The 18,227-nt window shown below is 61.5% G+C and carries 15 protein-coding genes; 4 read left to right on the forward strand and 11 right to left on the reverse strand.

Annotation, left to right across the window (positions count from 1 at the left end; genetic code table 11):
• Positions 1–17 precede the first annotated feature (17 nt).
• Positions 18–1,022 (reverse strand): helix-turn-helix transcriptional regulator, encoded by a 1,005-nt coding sequence (locus PJK54_RS06540; protein WP_271302513.1) that lies wholly within the window; start codon positions 1,020–1,022, stop codon positions 18–20.
• Between the two features lie 135 nt (positions 1,023–1,157).
• Here PJK54_RS06540 and PJK54_RS06545 point away from each other — a divergent pair, with 135 nt between their 5' ends.
• Entirely contained in the window at positions 1,158–3,329 is a 2,172-nt protein-coding gene (locus PJK54_RS06545; protein ID WP_271302514.1) for a TonB-dependent siderophore receptor, read from the forward strand.
• Between the two features lie 155 nt (positions 3,330–3,484).
• Positions 3,485–4,366, forward strand: coding sequence for an alpha/beta hydrolase (locus tag PJK54_RS06550; protein ID WP_271302515.1), 882 nt, complete (start codon positions 3,485–3,487; stop codon positions 4,364–4,366).
• A 181-nt stretch (positions 4,367–4,547) separates the two neighbouring features.
• Here PJK54_RS06550 and madM read toward each other — a convergent pair whose 3' ends face one another.
• From madM to PJK54_RS06570, 4 genes are all read right to left on the reverse strand, one after another.
• Positions 4,548–5,309: a malonate transporter subunit MadM gene (madM, locus tag PJK54_RS06555; RefSeq protein WP_077376060.1), complete on the reverse strand. Its 762-nt coding sequence runs from the start codon at positions 5,307–5,309 to the stop codon at positions 4,548–4,550.
• Positions 5,310–5,319: 10 nt separating this feature from the next.
• Complete coding sequence (gene madL, locus PJK54_RS06560) at positions 5,320–5,793, reverse strand: malonate transporter subunit MadL (protein ID WP_077376063.1); 474 nt, start codon at positions 5,791–5,793, stop codon at positions 5,320–5,322.
• A gap of 284 nt (positions 5,794–6,077) precedes the next feature.
• Complete coding sequence (locus PJK54_RS06565) at positions 6,078–7,637, reverse strand: malonate--CoA ligase (protein WP_271302516.1); 1,560 nt, start codon at positions 7,635–7,637, stop codon at positions 6,078–6,080.
• A 180-nt stretch (positions 7,638–7,817) separates the two neighbouring features.
• On the reverse strand, positions 7,818–9,299 hold the full coding sequence (locus PJK54_RS06570) for a malonyl-CoA decarboxylase (RefSeq protein WP_333781910.1): 1,482 nt from the start codon (positions 9,297–9,299) through the stop codon (positions 7,818–7,820).
• A gap of 420 nt (positions 9,300–9,719) precedes the next feature.
• Here PJK54_RS06570 and PJK54_RS06575 point away from each other — a divergent pair, with 420 nt between their 5' ends.
• Both PJK54_RS06575 and PJK54_RS06580 read left to right on the forward strand, forming a co-directional pair.
• Positions 9,720–10,385 (forward strand): GntR family transcriptional regulator, encoded by a 666-nt coding sequence (locus PJK54_RS06575; RefSeq protein ID WP_271302517.1) that lies wholly within the window; start codon positions 9,720–9,722, stop codon positions 10,383–10,385.
• Positions 10,386–10,558: 173 nt separating this feature from the next.
• A complete protein-coding gene (locus tag PJK54_RS06580; RefSeq protein ID WP_271302518.1) occupies positions 10,559–11,266 on the forward strand; it encodes a hypothetical protein in 708 nt (235 codons plus the stop codon).
• A 262-nt stretch (positions 11,267–11,528) separates the two neighbouring features.
• Here PJK54_RS06580 and PJK54_RS06585 read toward each other — a convergent pair whose 3' ends face one another.
• The 6 genes from PJK54_RS06585 to PJK54_RS06610 form a co-directional block, all read right to left on the reverse strand.
• Positions 11,529–11,894: a glutaredoxin family protein gene (locus PJK54_RS06585; RefSeq protein ID WP_271302519.1), complete on the reverse strand. Its 366-nt coding sequence runs from the start codon at positions 11,892–11,894 to the stop codon at positions 11,529–11,531.
• 15 nt (positions 11,895–11,909) lie between these two features.
• Positions 11,910–13,577, reverse strand: a complete 1,668-nt coding sequence (locus PJK54_RS06590) for a GMC family oxidoreductase (RefSeq protein WP_271302520.1) — start codon at positions 13,575–13,577, stop codon at positions 11,910–11,912.
• Positions 13,578–13,593: 16 nt separating this feature from the next.
• Entirely contained in the window at positions 13,594–14,529 is a 936-nt protein-coding gene (gene rihA / locus PJK54_RS06595) for a pyrimidine-specific ribonucleoside hydrolase RihA (RefSeq protein ID WP_271302521.1), read from the reverse strand.
• A 165-nt stretch (positions 14,530–14,694) separates the two neighbouring features.
• A complete protein-coding gene (locus PJK54_RS06600; protein ID WP_271302522.1) occupies positions 14,695–15,348 on the reverse strand; it encodes a DsbA family oxidoreductase in 654 nt (217 codons plus the stop codon).
• 241 nt (positions 15,349–15,589) lie between these two features.
• Positions 15,590–16,585, reverse strand: coding sequence for a homocysteine S-methyltransferase (gene mmuM / locus PJK54_RS06605; protein WP_271302523.1), 996 nt, complete (start codon positions 16,583–16,585; stop codon positions 15,590–15,592).
• Positions 16,575–17,999, reverse strand: coding sequence for an amino acid permease (locus PJK54_RS06610; protein ID WP_271302524.1), 1,425 nt, complete (start codon positions 17,997–17,999; stop codon positions 16,575–16,577). Before PJK54_RS06610 ends, mmuM begins: the two co-directional genes overlap by 11 nt.
• Positions 18,000–18,227 lie beyond the last annotated feature (228 nt).

An 18,227-nucleotide genomic window follows, 5' to 3' on the forward strand; every position in this document is an offset into this window, starting at 1 on the left:
CCAGGTCCATGCGTCGTTCACGCCGTCACGACAGGCCGCTGGCTGGGCGGCACGCCGAACTGGCGGCGAAAGGCGGTGGCGAAATTGGCCGCGCTGCGATACCCCGCCATCTCGGCGGCGGCCTCCACCGTGACATTGCGGTCCTGCAACAGGTGCGCCGCGCGGAGCAACTGCCGCCGCCTCAGGTCCCGCGACATGGTCTGGCCGTAGGCGTCGCGATAGCGGCGCTGCAACTGGCGCACGCTCATGCCCAGCCGGGCGGCGATCTCTGCCTGACTCAGATAGGCCACTTCCCCGCTGGAGATCCAGTCCTCGAGCCTCGCCTGCCACTCTGACGTGCCCTGCAGGCGGCGCTGTGCGCTGTCATCCGCCTGGGGCGGTCTGGCCGCCAGGCACTCGCTGATCACCTCAAGCGCCACTGACTCGATGCCGAGCCTAAGCGCCAGCGTGCCCGGCCGTTGGCGACTGAATTCCTCCAGGCGCTCGACCAGACGCGCAGATGGCTGCCAATGGTAATGGGCCAGATGCCGCGCCTCGGGCATCGCCTCGCTGGCGCTTGAGACCCCCAGATGCCACGTCAGCCACGCCGGTGTCAGCGTCAGGATGGCGCTGTGCTCATAAGCCCCCTTGGGGCTTTGCAGTCGGAATTCGGTGGGCTCATCGAGCGCGATGCACAGTGCGCGACCCGGCTTCAGCGCATGGTGCTGTGGCCCGAAACTGACCCTGGGCTCGCCACCCCATACCACGGCGATCTTCAGCGATGGCTCGATGCGGGAGCGAATCATCAGATCCGCCCGCTTGCGGATGCGGTTGAGGCGCATGAACAGGCCCGGCTGCACTTCCTGCAGCTGCATGTTGCCGATCAGCGCGCCATCGGCTGACTGGCCCTCGGCGGGCTGGCATTGGTGGTCGCTGGTCAGCGCGCGCGCCATGCGGTGCACGTGATCGAGCTCGATGATCCGGTGGCGTGCGCCTGCCGAGGTGTGAGAGCTGGCGAGGCCGGGAGGGGGAGTAAGGCTCATCTTGTCGCACCTGCAAACATCAGGGAGGGTTCCGCAAAGGTTTTTGTCGTCATGGAGTGCCAAAATGCCCCGTCAGTCACACAGATGCAAATAATTATCATTAGTAGCGATAGCCAGGTGAGACAAGGGGACACGATGAAGAAGGTGACGGTACGGGGACGCGGTCTGTGCGGGGCAGGCACGCGTCGCTTGATGATCGGGGTGGGGGTGGTGCTGGTCAGTCTGCCGGCACAGGCGGAAGACGCGACGATGGTGCTGGATACCCAGCGGGTGACGGGGCTGCGCCTGTATGACATGGCGTCCAGTGAGCAGAGCGGCGGCTACAGCGTTGACGCTGCCACGGTGGGCTCGAAGGTGCCGGCCTCGCTGCGCGACATTCCGCAGTCGGTGAGCGTGGTGACCCATGATGCCATCGAGGACCAGAACTTCATCACGCTGGATCAGCTGGCGGCACGTACGCCGGGCGTGCGGGTGCTGAACAATGACAGCGGTCGCTCGTCGATCTTCGCGCGCGGCTATGAATACGATGCCTACAGCATTGACGGGCTGTCCGCGCCGATGTCGAGTCTGACGGGCTCGGTGCCATCCCTGACTGCCATCGACCGGGTCGAGGTCATGCGTGGGCCATCCGGTCTGTTCAACAGCACCAGTGAGCTGGGCGGGGTCATCAATCTGGTGCGCAAGCGCCCGACCGATACCTTCCAGGGCGCCATCAGCGGCAGCGTCGGTACGCTGGATGACAGAAGCGTCAGTGTCGATCTCTCCGGGCCCATCGATGAGCAGGGCCGCATCCGTGGACGCCTGGTGACCCGCTCCACCGAGCAGGCGCAGTGGGTGGATGACAATGACAACACGCTGAATGATTTCTATGGCGCGCTGGATATCGATCTCGACGAGAATACCGAGCTGTCACTGGGGGTGATCCACAACACCAAGGACATCACCGTCAATCAGGGGCAACCGGTCGATGGTGACAACAACTTCACCTATGGCCGCCGTTCGGCATTCTACGGCGCGGACTGGAACAGCTTCGAGAGCGATGCCACCGATGTGATCGCCGAGCTGACCCACCGCTTCAGCTCACGCGGCTATGGCCGCCTGGCGGCGCGTTACAGTGATCGCAATGCGGATTACGAGTACGCCTACAGTGGCTCGGCACTGAGCGATACCGGCGACTTGAGCAGTGTCGCGGGCTATGCCGGTTTCACCGATGAGACCTCGGTGAGCGTGGATGCCAGCTACACCCAGGGCTTCGATGCCTTCGGCAACCAGAACGAATTCGTGGTCGGGGTCGATTACAAGACATCGGAATCGGATACCACCGCGGCGCGCACCGGCAACCTGACCGGCTCCAGCGCCAGCATCAGCGAGCTGAACTCTCTGTCCTATGTCAACATTCTCGGCAATGCCCGTGATGGCGTGAGCGGTTACAGCCTGTCGCGCACCGAGACCACCCTGGAAGAGCAGGGCCTGTACGGCAAGGTGACACTGCGTCCCGTGGCACCGCTGGCGGTGATATTGGGCGCGCGCGTCAGCCAGTTCTCGGCCGAGACCGAAGACAAGCTCAATGGCGGCAGCAGCGACATGCAGGACACCGCCGTCACTCCCTATGGCGGACTCGTCTATGACCTGGACGCCGACCACTCCCTCTATGCCAGCTACTCCAGAGTCTTCGAGCCGCAGACCCGCGAAGGCGAGGATGGCAATCTGATCGACCCGCGCGAAGGCGAGCAATACGAGATCGGGATCAAGGGCAGCTATCTGGATGGTGCGCTGAATGCGCGTATCAGTGGTTTCCAGTTGACCGACAATCACCGTGCTGCCTCCTCGACCGACGGTAGCGTCAGTTATTCGGTGGATTCCGGCAAGATGCGCATCACCGGTGCGGAGCTTGAGCTGGCCGGCAACATCACGCCGCAGTGGGATGTCATCTTCGGCTACACCTACATGGACTCCGAGGTGCTGGAAGCCGGCAGCTCCGATGCACTGCTGATGCTGATGCCCAACAACATGGTCAATCTGTGGACCCAGTATCGCTTCGAGGGCAACCTGCTGGATGGCGTGTCCGTCGGTGCCGGCATGACGGCACTGAGCGATTTCGACAGCACCCAGGGCACCATCCAGGCACCGGGCTATGCCGTGTTCGATGCCATGCTGGGCTATCAGTTCACGCCGAAACTCAGTGGCCAGCTCAACGTCTACAACCTGTTCGATCGTGAATATTACGTGCGCGCCGGTTCGGCCAGTGTCTTCAACTTCGTGGGACGTCCGGCCAGCGCCGTCGCGACCCTCAAGTACGAGTTCTGAGCATGACACTCATCAAGACGACACTGGCAGTGAGGGGAGGACAGGGACGTCCTTCTCGCGCTCGTCCACCGTTGCATGACCGATGGCACCACCGATTGCACGACCGACTGCGTGGCTGGGGGCGCCGGTGGGTGATGGCAGGAGTGACGTCAGGCGTGCTGCTGTCATCCGCCCCCGTCATGAGCCACATGGGAGACGCCAGGGTGCTGCAGGGAACGACGACCGCATTCACGCAGCACTCATCAGCCACGGGACATGACTACCTGATTCAGCTCGCGTTGCCTCAGGTCACGCCGCCCGAGGGCGGCTATCCGGTACTGCTGGTACTGGATGGCAATCGCCACCTGGATCTGTTCACGGCAGCGCGCGACATATTGGGACGCCGTGGATTTGACAAGGTGCCGTCAGACCTCGCCATCGTCGCGGTCGGTTATGCGGGCGAGACGGACGGGCAGGCAAAGGCGGCGCGTGACATCGTCACGAAGCTACGCTTAAAAGACTTCACGCCACCGCTCACCACCGGCACGGCGCCAGAGGGTACCGGCGGTGGCGAGGATTTCCTCGCCTATCTGACCCAGGCTCTGCCGCCTGAACTGGCCTCACGCTATCCGCTCGATCTCGAGCGGCCTGCATTGGTCGGACATTCCCTCGGCGGCCTGTTCGCGCTCCATGCCCAGCAGAAGGCGCCCGAAGCCTTCGGGGCGATCTTCGCGATCAGCCCTTCGCTGTGGTGGCGGCAGGAGAATGACCCGGCCAACTGGCCGCTGCGTCTTGCCTGCTCCGAGACGGCGGGCCCGGTGTACATCGCGGCTGGCGGACGTGAGCAGTCGCCGCAGCCCAGGCGGCAGGACCCTGAGCGTGACAGGCTGCGGGTTGAGCGCGCGATGATCGACAACGCACATGAGCATGCACGCCAGCTGCGCGAGCACTGTCCGCAGGTAGCCGTCCAGTGGCGGCTGTTCGAGGGCGAAGACCACGGCAGCGTGATGTGGTCCGCCGCGCGGGCAGTGATGGAGCGCTTGTTGAGGCCACGCTGATCCGGCCGGTCGCCACGGTGTGGATTGGGCAGTAAAGTGGGAAGTCACATGGGCGGTAAACGACACGACGGCGGCATCAGCGTGGGACATGTATTGTCCTGACTGATGCCGCCGTCGTCTTGTGTCAGCGCCACTTGTGTCTGAGCGGCTTGTGGCATTGCCTCTCGTGTCAGCGCGATGCTTACATCACCGCACGTACCGCGAGGAACAGCACCGTCGGGGCGAGCAGGATGCCCAGGCCAGTGTAGAAGGTGGCGGTCATCGCGCCGTAGGGCACCAGGCGGGCGTCGGTGGCGGCAAGGCCAGCCGCCACACCGCTGGTGGTGCCGATCAGGCCACCGAAGATCATCGCGGAGCGCGGATTGTCGAGCCCGATCAGGCGCGCCGTCATCGGCGTGGCCACCATGGTCAGGATCGACTTCACCAGGCCGGCGGCGATCGACAGCGCGACCACTTCGGAACTGGCCCCGAGCGTGGCACCGGTGACCGGGCCGACGATGTAGGTGACCGCGCCCGCACCGATGGTGGTGATATCGACAGGATCGGTATAGCCGAAGGCGATGGCGACGCCACCACCGGCGACGAAGGAGATCAGCACGCCGACGAACAGCGCGATGACACCCCGAAAGCCGGTCTGACGGATTTCCTTGAGATTGACCCCGTAGGCGGTGGCGATGATCGCGAGATCACGCAGCATGCCGCCCCCCATCAGGCCCAGCCCCGAGAACAGCGTGACATCCGAGAGCCCCTTGCTGCCGCCGGTGGTTGCGCCACCCACGTAGGCCAGCACCAGGCCGAGGATGATGGCGATGGCGGAGCCGTGCAGCTTGCCGCGTGTCAGGTTGTTGCTGATCCAGTAGGCGACATACATCGCCAGCCCGATCACGGCGAAGGCAGCGACCAGATGATACTTGTCGAACAGGTGGACGAGTGAATCGATCATGGGTCAGCCCTCAGTGTTTGTGCGCAGGAGTGGGGGAGGCATGGCGACTGCGATCCAGCACCGGGGCGCCTGTCGTCACTGAGGTTCTGGGGCGGTTCTCATCGGGCAGGGGAGCCTCTTCCAGTGCGGTTTCCGGCCGCTTGCCGGTCAGCAGAGGAACGAGTGCCAGCCCCAGCACCACCGCCAGCACGCCCGCGACCAGCGCGACCATGCCGCCGCTGAAGGCCGCGACCACGTTCTGGCTGGCGGCCATCGCGACCACGATGGGGATGTACATCGCGTTCCAGAAATTGATGCCGCTGGAGGTGCTGTCGGCCATCTTGCCGCGGTCCTTCAGCACACCGGTGATGAAGATGAGCAGCAGCATGGCGATGCCGACACCGCCGAGATTGGAATCGATATTGAGCATTTCTCCGAGCAGATCACCGATCACGAGACCGGCCATCATGCACCCTGCCAGCAGGGCAACTCCGTAGATCACCATGGCGTATTACCTTCTTGTTGTTGTGGTGAAGTGGTGGTGAATCAGTGTGGCGTCTTGTCGTCTATCTGATGTGTGTCGTCTCATTCGTGTCTTTCATCACGTCCATCCAGGCTGGCGAGCCTGTCTTTGCGTGTCTCGTGTCTCGTGTCTTGTATCTGACTATTGGGCGTCCTTTGGCTGTCCTTGCAAGGAATCGGGGTGAGTGAACCCACCGGCATGACGTGATGGCGTCACGCCATGCCGGTGGCATGAAGGTGTCGGGTGTCAGGCTTGATAGTGGTGGCTCAGCCGTGTGAGCGGGCCGGCTCAGGGGCAAACAGCTGTGCATATTCCTCGCGCAGCTGTTTCTTCTGCACCTTGCCCATCACGTTGCGCGGCAGGCTTTCGATGAAGAACACGCGCTTGGGCTGCTTGTAGCGGGCGAGCTTGTCGCTGAGGGCGGCAAGCACCGCCGCTTCATCGAGACTGCCCTGGTGGCCGGCCTGCATGACCACTACCGCGCAGACACCTTCGCCGAAGTCCGGGTGGGGCACGCCGAACACCGCCGATTCATTGACGCCGGGCATGTCATCGATCAGCAGCTCCACCTCCTTCGGGTAGATGTTGTAGCCGCCGGAGATGATCAGGTCCTTGTCGCGGCCGCTGATGCACAGGTAGCCATCGGCATCGATATGACCGAGATCCCCGGTGATGAAGAAGCCATCCTCGCGGAACTCGCTGGCGGTCTTCTCCGGCATCTTCCAGTAGCCCTTGAAGACGTTGGCACCGCGCACCTCGATCAGCCCTGTCTCGCCACGCGGCAGGATGGCACCTGTCTCGCGGTCGGTGATGCGCACTTCGCTGCCGGGCAGCGCCATGCCCACCGTGCCGGGACGCCGCTCGCCGTCGTAGGGGTTGGAGGTGTTCATGTTGGTCTCGGTCATCCCGTAGCGTTCGAGAATCGCGTGGCCGGTACGTGCACTGAACTCACTGTGGGTCTCGCTGAGCAGCGGCGCGGAGCCGGAGACGAACAGTCGCATGCCGGCGGTCGTCTCGCGATTGAGGCGTTCGGATTCCAGCAGGCGGGTGTAGAAGGTCGGCACGCCCATCAGCACGCTGGAGCGTGGCATCAGATCCAGAATCTGCTCGGTATCGAACTTCGGCAGGAAGGTCATCGAGGCGCCCACCGTCAGCACGATGTTGCAGGCCACGAACAGGCCGTGGGTGTGGAAGATTGGCAGGGCGTGGATCAGATGGTCATCACGGGTGAAGCGCCAGGTCTCGGCCAGCGCCTGACAGTTGGAGGCCAGATTGGCGTGGGTCAGCATCGCGCCCTTGCTGCGCCCGGTGGTGCCGGAGGTATAGAGGATGGCGGCGAGATCATCGGCGGCGCGTGGCTCGACTTCACTGCTTGCGCTGCACTGGCGGGCCTGCTCCATCAGGGTGCCGTCCTGCTCGGTGCCCAGACTCTCGACACGCGGCACATCACATTCCTTGCCCAGTGCGCGTGCCGTCTCCAGCACCTTGGGCTGGCAGACGTACAGGTGCGGGCCGGCGTCGCCCAGGAAGTAGCGGATCTCCTCGCCGGTGTAGGCGGTATTCAGCGGCAGATAGACCGCGCCGACCTGCAGGCAGGCCAGATACAGGATGACGGTCTCGCAGCTCTTGTCGATCTGCACCGCGACGCGGTCGCCCGGGGTCACGCCCAGCTCGCGTAGTGCGGTGGCCATCTGGCCGGCGGCGCTGCGTGCCTCGGCGAAGCTGTAGCCGTGGCCTTCGACGGTATCGAGGAAGGTGGCATCCGGGCGCTCATCGAAGTTGCGCGCGAATTGCAGATAGAGGTTGGCGTGGTTGGCGTGAGGCATCGTTGGCTCCAATGGCGTTGTTCTTGTAATGAGGCGTTGTCTTGTCATGAGCCTTGTCTTGTCATGAGGCGTTGACGCAAGGCGACGTTCTGATCAGGTGTGCTCCGGCAGATGGCGTGTCTGCCGGGCGGCTCTTTCCTTGTGTGACGCTTTCCTCGAGTGACTTATTCCTCGAGTGACTTATTCCTCGAGTGACGGCGTTGGCTTGCTGTCGCTGGCATCCGTGGCCGATCTGGTCGCGGGCGACTGCTCGGACCCTTTTGATGACAGGGGCGAACTGGACAGGGTATCGCTTTCCTTCCTGGCCTCGCGCTTCGGCGCCTTGGCCAGCTCCTTGTTGGCTTTCGACTCCTTTTTCACCTCACTGCTGCACACCACGCTGTCGTTGCGGCTGAAGGCCTCGTGGTTCTGCTCGATGCGGTGCGGCTCATAGAGGTAGTTGACCATCAGGCCGTGGGCCTGCTGGCGGCCATTGGGGGAGGTGTCACTCGGCCAGTTGAGGCGATGCAGGCTGGCACCGTTGCCGAGGTGGAAGCGGGCGACCGGGTCCATCGGCTGGCCGCTGCGGTGCTTGACGTTGACCAGGTAATGGGCGGCGAGGGCGCGCAGTTCCGGTGCCATCTTCTGCTGGGCCTCCTCGTCATTCATCCAGTCATCGTGCTGCAGGTGATGGGCCAGCAGGTCGGAGACTTCCAGGCCTTCCTCATCACGCGCGCGTGTCAGCCACTGACTGAAACCGGGCACCGGCGAGAGGGTGACGAAGCGGCTGAGATTGGGCAGTTCGCGTTGCAGCTCCTGCACCACCTGCTTGATCAGGAAGTTGCCGAACGAGATGCCTTTCAGGCCCTTCTGGCAATTGCTGATGCTGTAGAAGACGGCGGTGTCCGCCTCGCGTTCGGTGGTCTGGCCGCTGTTGGCGAGCAGATGCTGGATGTTGTTGGGCACGCCCTTGCACAGCGCCACCTCGACGAAGATCAGCGGCTCATCGCCGATGGCCGGGTGGAAGAAGGCGTAGCAGCGGCGGTCCTCGGGGTCGAGGCGCCCGCGCAGATCGCTCCAGTCCTGGATGGCATGCACCGCCTCGTAGCGGATGATCTTCTCCAGCACCGCCGCGGGGGTGTTCCAGTCGATGGCCTCCAGCATCAGGAAGCCGCGATTGAACCAGGAGGCGAACAGATGCGCGAAGTCGGCATCCAGCGGCTTCAATTCCGGATGCTGCTTGATGAGCTTGAGCAGGTCGGCACGCATGCGCACGATTTCATAGGTGCCGCCGGGGCACAGGTTCAGGCGGCGCAGCAACGATTGGCGTCTGGGTTCACTGGCGGCGAACAGCGCACTGAGATTGGCGTTGTCCGGGGAGTCGCGATAGGCCGCGTAGGCAGCGTGAATGGCCGCTTCGTCGGCGGCGTAGTGCTCGGCCAGCAGCTGAAAGAAGACGAGGCGCTGCTCGTGATCCAGCTGCTGATAATCCTCCAGTGCACGCTGGGCCATCATGATGCGCGAGGCTTCACCGCTGCTCTCGGTCAGGTTGTGGCAGCTCTCGGTCAGGCGGGCGAGGGCGGTGTCTTCATTGCCGGCGCCGGGCGAGAGGCCAACCTGCTGACGGGCACGCTGGCCGACATGGGTCAGCAGATCCTGCAGAAAACTCAGATTGATGTTCATGGCGGTTCCTCAAGGCGCGGGACGAAGCGACGTGTTCACTGCTCAAGCTCTCAGTATGGCGTCTGAGGCTTAAATATTTGCGTCGTCTTGTTGTATACAACAGATAGGCGCATCGTGTGGTAGCGTCAAGGAATCCCATGCATGACTAGACTAAAGTCAGTTTCCTGCACGGCCACTTCCCTGTTCAATGAAGGCAGGAGAGCGAGGGCAGAATGCTGTGAGAACGGCGTGGTGCTGGGCGGGGTTGCGGTGAATCAATGACGGCTCATCAAGCATCATCGCAATGACGAGGCCGTCGCGCTCGAGCTTGCAGGCTCTCGAGCTCTCAGGCTCTCCAGTGTTCCAGCGCTCAGGCTCACAGGGATTCAAGGGCCGCTTTCGAGAGAAGCGCCGTCAGGCCACAGTACAAGGACGACGATGATGATCAAGATGTCTCATGCGCAACGCCTGCGAGACCTGCTGGAAGATGCCATCGTCGAAGGGCGCTTCCCGCCGGGCACCAAGCTCGACCCCGAAGCGCTGGGCCGCGAGTATCAGTGTTCCCGCACCCCGATCCGCGAGGCGCTGCAGCAGCTCGCCGCCTCTGGCATGGTGAAGGTGGTGCCCAAGCGCGGCACCTTCGTGACGCAGCTGGGCGTCTCGGAGCTGGTGGAACGCTTTGAAGTCATGGCGGAACTGGAAGCCATGTGCGGCCGACTCGCCGCGCGGCGCATCACCACGCAGGAGCTTTCGGAACTCAAGGACGCCCACGCCGCCTGCCGTGAACGCCTGGAGGCCGACGACGCCAATGGCTACTACTACGAGAATGGCCTCTTTCATCACTGTCTCTACCGCGCCAGTCACAACGCCTTCCTCACCGAAGAAGCCACGCGCCTGCACGCCATCCTCAAGCCCTATCGCCGCCTGCAACTTCACGTCCGCCACCGCATGCACAGCTCCTATGCTGAACACGAAGCCATCGTCGCTGCCATCGAAGCTGGCGACGCCGCTGCTGCCGAGCAGGCGCTAAAGGATCACGTGCATATCCAGGGGGAGAGGTTTACGGATCTGGTGGCGAATATTGAGAGATTGCATGATTCTGCATAGTTTATTAATTTGGTAATTGCTATTATAAGTGTTGCCCTTTGGGACGATATGAAATATGGTTTATATTTTATATTAAGGAAAAGTTTAATATATTGGCTGAGTGCTTAGGTAGTTCGATCTCGTGATTACTTTTATCTTTCAAATTGATATGTTTGACCAGTATGGAGGCTGATATGCCAAGATTAAAAAGGTCTGTTAGGTCTGCAATTCTATTTAATCTAAATAATGAGCACTTTTCAGAACATGATTTTAATGTTTCATTCTCTGAAGATGGAAATAGATTGGTTGAGATTGTTTTCCTAGCGCTGCCAAAATACAGTTTCGTAATTGAAGAGTACACTGAAGGAAATATTTATGCCTTAGCAATGGGGGATAGTAAAGATTCTAGGAAGTATATTAGATCAGTAGAGATACCTGGGGATTATTATCATAAAGAAGCTAATAAGCATGAAGATGTCAATAAAGCGGTAGGTAGAGTTTATGATTGGATAATAAACTTAAGAGAAGACATCCTGCATTCGAAGGAAAAGAGTGACGCAGAGCTAAATGAAATGCTCGATAGTTTAGATGAAGCTATAGATGGTAAAGACTATGGCGAACATGAGTATTTTAGTGAAGCCGAAAAGGAAGAAATCTTTTCTCAACTTGACGAATTAAATAAGAGAATTCAAGAGCTTGAGAAGGAAAAGTATGTTGAACCTAGTAAGGTAAAAACAATAGAAGATGCAATTGAGAAAAGTAAAACTGAAGTTGATCAGTATCCTAAAGTCGTATGGTACAAAATAGCAGGTAAGAAATTAACTAGTTTGCTTTGGAACGTGATAAAAAATGATGAAGCGCAGCGTTTAGCTGCTGATGTATTTAGGCGACTCATGGGTTAATTGAGCTACTTGTTTGTAAGGAATCTGTAAGTAAATACTGTTTGTTGTAGTGAAAGGTGAAAGTGTGGCATAGATAATCAATTTTGGGTTTTATGTTTATTTTTCTTCGGACCGTTTCGCGTTTTAATTTATTTTAGTGCAGGATGCTCTAATTATAAAAGCCTGAAGAGTCTGTAATGTTTAAATCTACTGTGAAACCTACCCACCATAGCATTAGACAGGGTATATGCCGAGATACGCTGTACTGCTAAGAGCGCCTCACTCAACCCTTATACAACTGATTGAAGCCTTTCACGCTGAATCCCTTCAGGAACTGATCGCCAATCTTCAGGACAGGTACGCTGCGAAAGCCTGTCTTGGCGAATTCCTTCTGTCCCGCGGGGGAGCGGACATCCACCAGGCGGAAGCCGATCTTCTGCTGCTCCAGATACTGCTTGGCTGTCTTGCAGTGCGGGCAGTTCGCCATGGTGAAAAGTGACACCCGTTTCATTGCTGTGCTCCCGTGTTGATTGATCTTGCGCGTTGTACGCACCTGGCCCGAGACGCTGGTCTGAGATGTTGGCGGGCAATGATACCAGCCGTCTTTCCCTTCATGCACCAGCACTTCCCGTATCAGCGCCCCCCACACCAGGCATCCTGAAGATCAGTCCTTGCGCGGGATATGGCTCATCGCATGTTCCGCCAGGGCGGTGATGGTCAGGCTGGGATTGACGCCCAGGTTGGCGGCGAGCATCGAGCTGTCACAGATCAGCATGTTGCGGTAATGAAAGACGCGATTCTGGCCATCGCAGACGCCGTCCTCGGGGGAGGCTGCCATGGCCGCACCGCCCATGCAGTGTGCTGTGGTGGGGATGTTGAAGAGTATCTCGGGGATGCTGCTGCCGGGGATGGCGCCGATGGCCTTGGCGCCACGCGTGACGAAGTCATTCGCCTCGGGGATGAAGGTGGGAATGCGCTTGCCCTCGGTGACCAGCGCCTTGCGAAATGGCCAGTACCACAGGCGTTTGAGCGTCATGTCGAGGTGGCCCTCTGCCGTCTGCATACACAGGAAGATGATGGTCTCCTTCGCGAAGCCCCACGGCAGCTGGAATCTCAGCGCGCGCAGTGGATTGGCGAGAAAGAGCTTCGCCATCGCGCTCAGCCAGGAAAAAGGGCGTGTCCAGCCGGGCTTGCCCCTGGCCATCGCGGTGAACAGCAGCCCCATGAAATCGGAGCCCGCCGGATAGCGCGTGGCTTCGATATGGGTGTGCTCATCGATATGGATACCGGAGCCGATGGCGATGCCCTTGGACATGTCATCGCGACTGCCCGGCATGCGGCAGCTGATCAAGGACTCCGCATTGGTGCGCACCCGCTTGCCCAGCGCATTCGAGAGGTTCGGCAATGCGCCCTTGTCCTTGAGGCGGAACAGCAACTCCTGGGTGCCGAGCGACGAGCCTGCGAAGACGATGGACTGACAGGTGAACGTGCGCTTGCCTCTGCCAAGATAGAGCCCGGCGAAGGTGGAGGGCACCGTCGTCACCACATAGCCATCGGCCCCGTCCGTCTTGCCATTGAGCGGTACGACGTCGATCACCTTGGTCTCGGCATGCACCTTGGCACCGTGCTTCTCGGCCAGATACAGATAGTTCCTGTCGAGTGTGTTCTTGGCGCCATGGCGGCAACCCATCATGCAGCCACCGCAGCCGATGCAGCTGTGCCTTTCAGGGCCTTCGCCATCAAAGTAGGGGTCTGGATGGGGGCTACCGGCGTCGGGCGTGGCGCTTTCGCCCTCGGGGCCGAAGAAGATGCCGACCTCGGTGGGGTACCAGGTGTCCTCACAGCCGGCGACCGCCGCCATGCGTTTCAGGGCGTCATCCGCCGGTGCGATGATCCGATTGGTCGTCACGCCGAGCATCTTCTGCGCCGTGGCGTAGTGCTCTGGCATCACCGCATGCCAGTCATTGAGCCCCGCCCACTGGCCGTTGTCCCAGATCTTGTCAGGCGGCACCAGCAGTGTCTGCGCATAGGTGATGGAGCCGCCGCCCACTGCGTTGCCATGCAGCACGATGACATGGCGGAAGAAGCTCATGGTGAAGAAGCCGCGCAGGCCCAGCATCGGCCGCCACAGCCAACGGCTCAGACGCCAGTTGGAGCGCGGCATGTTGTCCGGCGTCCAGCGCTTGCCCTGTTCCATGACCGCCACGCGATAGCCTTTCTCGGTCAGGCGATGCGCGCACACCGAGCCGCCAAAGCCCGAGCCCACGATCAGGTAGTCGTGGTCGTGCTCTTGTGGCGCAGTGGCACTGGCGTGGCGATCAGCGGTAGTCATCGGTAGTCATCGGTAGTCATTGATAGTGCTTGAGCTGTTGCGCGATCAGGTCAACGAAAACCTCGCGGTCGATATCGAACAGTACCTTGGCGTTGTGCGGCTTGCCGGTGAGCTGGTAACGATCGACCACCGTCATGCCCTGGGTATGCTCGCCCTGTGTCTCGACCCCGACCCAGCAATCGACAGCGGTGAACAGCTCAGGCTTCAGCAGCCAGGCGATGGTGCAGGGGTCATGCAATGGCGCACCGCTGAAGCCCCACTTGGGGTCACGGTGGTAGATCATGAAGAAGTCGAGCAGCTCGGCGACACACTGGGCGACGGGATTGTCGATGGCGCGGATACGCTCGATATCCTCATCCATGATCTGCGCCTGATGGGTGACATCCAGCCCACACATCACGATGGGCAGGCCGGACTTGAACACCATGTCGGCGGCTTCGGGGTCGACGAAGATGTTGAACTCGGCGGCGGGGGTCCAGTTGCCGACACCTGCCGCGCCCCCCATCAGCACGATGCTGTCGATCTTGTGGTGAAGCTCCGGGTGGGCGGAGAGAAACAGCGCGATATTGGTCAGCGGGCCGGAGGGCACCAGCGTGACCTTCTGCTCACAGGCACGGACCTTCTCGGCCATCAGCTCGATGGCGCTCTGGGTGACGGGAGCGAAGGCGGGGTCCGGCAGTTTGGGGCCATCCAGGCCACTTTCGCCATGCACGTTGTCGGCGATGATCAGCTCACGCGCCAGCGGTTTCGGCGCACCACCGGCGACCGGAATGTCATGCCGCCCCAGCAGGGTGAGTACCCGCAGCGTGTTGTTGAGGGTCTTGTCGGGCGTCTGATTGCCGGCGCTGGTGGTGACGGCCAGCACGTCGAGCGCGTCTGAACTCAGGGCCAGAATCAGCGAGATGGCATCGTCGTGGCCGGGATCACAATCGAGAATGATGGGGCGCGGCATGCAGCAGTCCTTGTCGTGAGTCGTATTGTTGTCGTGACTTGCCTCAATCAGCCTTTCCTTTATGCCTGAACGCAAAACGACACGCCATCCTTGCGAAGGGCGTGTCGTCTGTCCGTTCATGGCATTCGCGCTTGGCGTCAGTGCGTGGCGTCAGTGCGTGGCAGATCAATCCGTCTGCTGGGCACGCGCCTCATTGAGCATCTGCACCAGCACTTCCACCGGCTGGGCGCCGGGCACGTAGTACTGACCGACGATGGTGCTGGGCACCGACTGGATACCGGCGTTGCGCAGCGCTTCCTGCTGGGCGGCGACTTCCTGCTCGCCCTCGCCGGATTCGAGGAAGGTCAGCGCCTGTTCGACGCTCAGATTCGCATCGTGCTGGCTTGCGATCTCGGCCAGCACCTGACGGTCTCCCACATCCTTGCCATCGTGGAAGTAGGCGCTGAACAGCGCTTCCAGCAATGGGCGCTCCGCCAGGCCCGCGGACTGCTGGCGCCAGACGATGCGCTGGGCATCGGTGGAGTTGGGCGTGCGCTCCATCAGGGCGTGGCGGAAGGTGACGCCGCTCTGCGCGCCTGACTGTGCCACCTGGGCATCCAGCTCCGCGCCACGCTCGACACTGCCGAACTTCTGCGCGCGGTAGTCGGCGCGCGCCATGCCTTCACGTGGCACCCACGGATTGAGCTGGAAGGGCAGGTAGCTGACGCGCACCTCATCCTTGAAGTCGAGTTGCGCGATGGCGTCATCAAGATGACGCTTGCCGATCCAGCACCAGGGGCAGACCACGTCGTAGGCGACCTGGATATCGAGCTGTGACATGGGGATTCTCCTGCTGATCTCTTACGCGCTCCTCATTGCAGCTTGAAGGCCATCTTGAGAGCACGTCGGAATGATTTTGAGCAATCGCTCATCAGTGTCCTGCCATCCTAGCGATTTGGGGCGTGGGACGCTACCGAAAACGCCCTGACCGATCATGTGTCATGACCGGACAGGGCGTTCGGGTTCAGCGCTTGGAATTCAGTGCTTGGAGCTCAGCGTGCGTATCTGCTCAGCACCTCAATCAACTCAGCGCCTTGCGCAGATCCGCCAGGGCGCGGATATCGTCCGGGCCGGTGCGGCAGCAGCCACCGATGGCCGTGGCACCTGCGGCCAGCCAGCGCGGTGTCCAGCCGGCGAGGTCATGGTCGTGGTCAGAGCCGTCGCCATCAGACTCAACCGAGACGGCGCAGGCGGCAGACCAGGTCTTGGTGACCGGGTCATAGACCTCGCCGGAGTTCGGGTAGATGACGATGTCCTTGTCCGTCTCGCCGCGAATCTCGCGCACCAGCGATTCGATGTGCTCAAGCGCGGTGCAATTGACGCCGATGGCGACCACCTGCTCGCAGTCAGCGATGGCACGCACAGCCTCTCGGATCGGCGTGCCATCGCTCAATTCGCTGGCGTTGCGCGCGCTGAAGGCGATCCAGGCACGCGCTGTGGGGAAGTCATCGCGCAGGAGGTCACACACGGCCAGTGCTTCCTCGGCACACGGCAGCGTCTCGAAGGCGAGCACGTCCGGTTTGGCATCGAGCAGCGTGGCGAGGCGGGCACGGTGGAAGTCGCGCAGGCCGGCGCGGTCCAGCGCGTAGCCACCACGGTATTCGCTGCCATCGGCGAGATATGCGCCATAGGGGCCGACGGAGGCCGCGACCAGCGGCGGGCAGTCCAGACGCTCCGGGTGCGCGGCCAGGTACTCGCTGCGGGCCTGGGCGGCCAGGGTGACAGAGCGCTGGATCAGCGCGCTGGCCTGGGTCTTGCTCAGGCTGCGCGCCATCAGGCCCTCGAGCGTGGCCTGATAGCTGGCGGTGGTGGCGACATCGGCACCGGCCTCGAAGTAGGCGCGGTGCACATCGACAATCGCCTGCGGCTGATCGGCCAGCACCCTGGCCGACCACAGCGAGTCGTTGAGATCGAATCCGGCACGCTCAAGCTCGGTGGCCAGGGCGCCATCGACGATCAGGAAGGGCTGCTGGGCGGTGATGGCGCTCAGCGGATTGCGGGTGGCATCAGCGGGCATCGAGGGCCTCCTGCGGGGTCGGAGTCGGGGAATTGGCGGCGTCGGTAGACGAGCGATGGGTCAGAGAGTGGACCAGATAGCACAGCGCCACGAAGGGCACGCCGAAGTAGAGCGCGATGCGCTGGTTGGGGTCAAAGGCGATGCCGATGCAGGCCAGCGCGCAGAACAGGAAGGCGGCAATCGGCACGACGGGATACAGCGGGGCGCGGTAGGTCAGCTCGCTGGCGCTGTGGCCGGCCTTCAGCCACTGACGGCGAAAGCTGAACTGGCTGGCGGCGATCGCCATCCACACCAGCACCACGGCAAGCCCGGAAATCGACACCAGCGCCAGATACAGGGTGTCTTCGGCATAGACGCTCGAGAGCAGCGACAGCAGGCCGCCGAGCATGGTGATCAGCAGCGCGGGCACTGGAATGCCGCGTTGATTGACGCGGCTGAACACGCGCGGCAGCGTCTTCTGGTCCGCCAGGGTCCACAGCATGCGCGAGGCGGCGTAGAGGCCGGAATTGGCCGCCGACAGCAGTGCGGTGATGATCACGAAGTTCATGATGTCCGCCGCGTAGGGGATGCCGGTGAGCTGGAAGACCGCCACGAAGGGGCTTTCCTTGAGACCGGCGCTGTTTTGGGGCAACAGGGCGGCGATGACGATGATGGTGCCGATGAAGAAAATGATCAGCCGCCACAGGGTGGCGCGGATCGCCAGGGGCACGTTCTTCTCGGGATTCTCGCTTTCGCCGGCGGCGATGCCGATCAGCTCGGTGCCGGAGAAGGCGAAGCTGACGGCCAGCAGTGTCATCAGGATCGGCATCACGCCGTGATCGAACACCCCCTCCTGCAGGATGCGCGTGACGCCCGGCGCCTCGGTATTGCCCGAGAGTGACGTGAAGCCGAACATGGCGGCGGCGCCCACGGCGATGAACACGATCACCGCGGCGACCTTGATCAACGACAGCCAGAATTCGGATTCGGCAAAGAAGCGTGCCGAGACGATGTTCATGCCGAACACGATCAGCGAGAAGATGCCGCACCAGATCCAGGGTTCGACACCGGGGAACCAGCGCCCCATGAACACGGCGGAGGCGGTGAATTCCGAGCCCAGTGCCACGGCCCAGGTCAGCCAGTAGAGCCAGGCGACGGTATAGCCGGTGGCCGGGCCCAGATAGCGGGTGGCATGGGCACTGAAGGCGCCGGGTTCCGGGTGGTGCACGGCAAGCTCGCCGAGACACATCATCACCAGATAGACCACCAGTCCGCCGATCAGATAGGCGAGCACCGCCCCCGCCGGACCGGCCTGTTGAATGGTATAGCCGGAGCTGAGAAACAGGCCGGTGCCGATGACACCGCCGAGGGACAACATCACCAGGTGGCGCTGCTGCATGCTGCGTTTGAAGTCGTGGGCGTTGCTGTCAGTCATGGTAGGGGTCACTCGAGGTGCTGCCGATGAGAAAGGTCTCTCTCTGGCAGCCGTCGTTCACGATGGCGTGTGGCATGGCGAGAATCGGTCGGGAATACGCAGAAATGCAGCGAATATCATAATTTAATCAATTACTTGCCACAAAAGGCTGCTTGGGTTGATTGGCTATATGGTTAGATGGGTAATGAGCTTGCGATTCATTTCTCGGCCCAGGGTTTCCCTCCAGCG

Origin of the sequence: Cobetia sp. MMG027, assembly GCF_027947415.1 — a bacterium.
GTDB lineage: Bacteria > Pseudomonadota > Gammaproteobacteria > Pseudomonadales > Halomonadaceae > Cobetia > Cobetia marina.

What these genes read in the sequence shown, in the direction of transcription:
- PJK54_RS06540 (WP_271302513.1), bottom strand. Translation starts at nt 1,022, where the DNA reads ATGAGCCTTACTCCCCCTCCCGGCCTCGCCAGCTCTCACACCTCGGCA.
- PJK54_RS06545 (WP_271302514.1), top strand. Translation starts at nt 1,158, where the DNA reads ATGAAGAAGGTGACGGTACGGGGACGCGGTCTGTGCGGGGCAGGCACG.
- madM (WP_077376060.1), bottom strand. Translation starts at nt 5,309, where the DNA reads ATGATCGATTCACTCGTCCACCTGTTCGACAAGTATCATCTGGTCGCT.
- madL (WP_077376063.1), bottom strand. Translation starts at nt 5,793, where the DNA reads ATGGTGATCTACGGAGTTGCCCTGCTGGCAGGGTGCATGATGGCCGGT.
- PJK54_RS06565 (WP_271302516.1), bottom strand. Translation starts at nt 7,637, where the DNA reads ATGCCTCACGCCAACCACGCCAACCTCTATCTGCAATTCGCGCGCAAC.
- PJK54_RS06570 (WP_333781910.1), bottom strand. Translation starts at nt 9,299, where the DNA reads ATGAACATCAATCTGAGTTTTCTGCAGGATCTGCTGACCCATGTCGGC.
- PJK54_RS06575 (WP_271302517.1), top strand. Translation starts at nt 9,720, where the DNA reads ATGATCAAGATGTCTCATGCGCAACGCCTGCGAGACCTGCTGGAAGAT.
- PJK54_RS06580 (WP_271302518.1), top strand. Translation starts at nt 10,559, where the DNA reads ATGCCAAGATTAAAAAGGTCTGTTAGGTCTGCAATTCTATTTAATCTA.
- PJK54_RS06590 (WP_271302520.1), bottom strand. Translation starts at nt 13,577, where the DNA reads ATGACTACCGCTGATCGCCACGCCAGTGCCACTGCGCCACAAGAGCAC.
- rihA (WP_271302521.1), bottom strand. Translation starts at nt 14,529, where the DNA reads ATGCCGCGCCCCATCATTCTCGATTGTGATCCCGGCCACGACGATGCC.
- PJK54_RS06600 (WP_271302522.1), bottom strand. Translation starts at nt 15,348, where the DNA reads ATGTCACAGCTCGATATCCAGGTCGCCTACGACGTGGTCTGCCCCTGG.
- mmuM (WP_271302523.1), bottom strand. Translation starts at nt 16,585, where the DNA reads ATGCCCGCTGATGCCACCCGCAATCCGCTGAGCGCCATCACCGCCCAG.
- PJK54_RS06610 (WP_271302524.1), bottom strand. Translation starts at nt 17,999, where the DNA reads ATGACTGACAGCAACGCCCACGACTTCAAACGCAGCATGCAGCAGCGC.